This window comes from Vibrio sp. YT-15 (genome assembly GCF_033337445.1).
GTDB classification, from domain to species: Bacteria; Pseudomonadota; Gammaproteobacteria; order Enterobacterales; family Vibrionaceae; genus Vibrio; species Vibrio alginolyticus.
Genome location: NZ_JAWOQR010000170.1, coordinates 1 through 1,047, shown reverse-complemented (window position 1 = coordinate 1,047; position 1,047 = coordinate 1). Strand labels below are relative to the sequence as shown.

1 protein-coding gene and 1 pseudogene are annotated in these 1,047 nt (G+C 45.8%); both read left to right on the top strand.

The features are described from left to right. Positions 1 to 106: pseudogene (locus R7D93_RS26070) on the top strand (capsular biosynthesis protein); the annotation flags it as partial. Continuing rightward, the coding region (locus R7D93_RS26065; RefSeq protein WP_318129653.1) for a glycosyltransferase at positions 106 to 1,047 on the top strand (942 nt) is incomplete at its 3' end. The pseudogene R7D93_RS26070 and the gene R7D93_RS26065, both read left to right, overlap by 1 nt.

The window sequence follows — 1,047 nt, the reverse complement described above, 5'->3', positions numbered from 1 at the left end:
TAAACCTGAGTTTATTGAGGAAATGTTGTCATCCAAATTGACGACCCACTTTTTTACTTCAAGTGAAATTTCCGAACTCAAACAAAAGTATCAAATGGCGCAATGATGAAGACAAAAATTTTACACATCATCAACGACCTATCTCAAAATGGTGGGGCGCAAAAGTTCTTAGTGGACTTGGTGCTCGAGCATAATCCCGAGTATGAAATCAAGATTCTCGTGTTGTGTGCTGAGAACGACTATTTGGAACAACTCTCCGCACAGGGAATCCAATGCTTTAACTGGCAGACACTGTCTCTATCGGAAAAATGGTCACTACTACGCTGGCCAGATCTTGTTCACGGACACCTGTATCCGTCTATTTACCTAGCGCTGCTTGCTATTGGGAAAAAACGCATTCAAACAGAACACTGCTCTTACAACCGACGCAGAGATTACCCTCTGTTTAAGTTCATCGAATATGTCCTCTATTGGGGTCACCACTATACCGTTAGCATCAGTGAAAAAGTTCAAGAAGAATTGGTGAAGTTCATGCCTCGGTACCAACACAAGTATCGAGTTATACATAACGGCGTCGACTTAAATCGCTTCCCGATGACGGCTAAACAAGCCCACGATCTCAGCGAGAAAGCAACCATCAACATTGGCATGGTTGGCCGACTACATGAACACAAAGATCACGAAACGTTAATTCACGCCATCGCAAAACTGCCTGAGTGCTACCACTTACACCTTGCCGGAGATGGAGAAAGAAAAGCCTCGCTTCAACGACTCGCTCAATCGTTAAACGTTTCACCTCGCGTGCATTTTCACGGAGTCGTATCCGATATCCCTCTCTTTCTCAGCGATATGGATATCTACGTGCAATCTTCCCACGTTGAAGGATTCGGGCTCGCCGCCGTAGAAGCGATGGCAGCAGGTTTGCCCGTACTCTCGTCCGATGTTCCGGGATTAAATGAGGTTACCGGCAGCTCAGAATATTTGTTCGAAGTCGGTGATAGCAATCTGCTTGCGCAAAAGGTTGCAGAGCTATGCGAAGACGCGGCT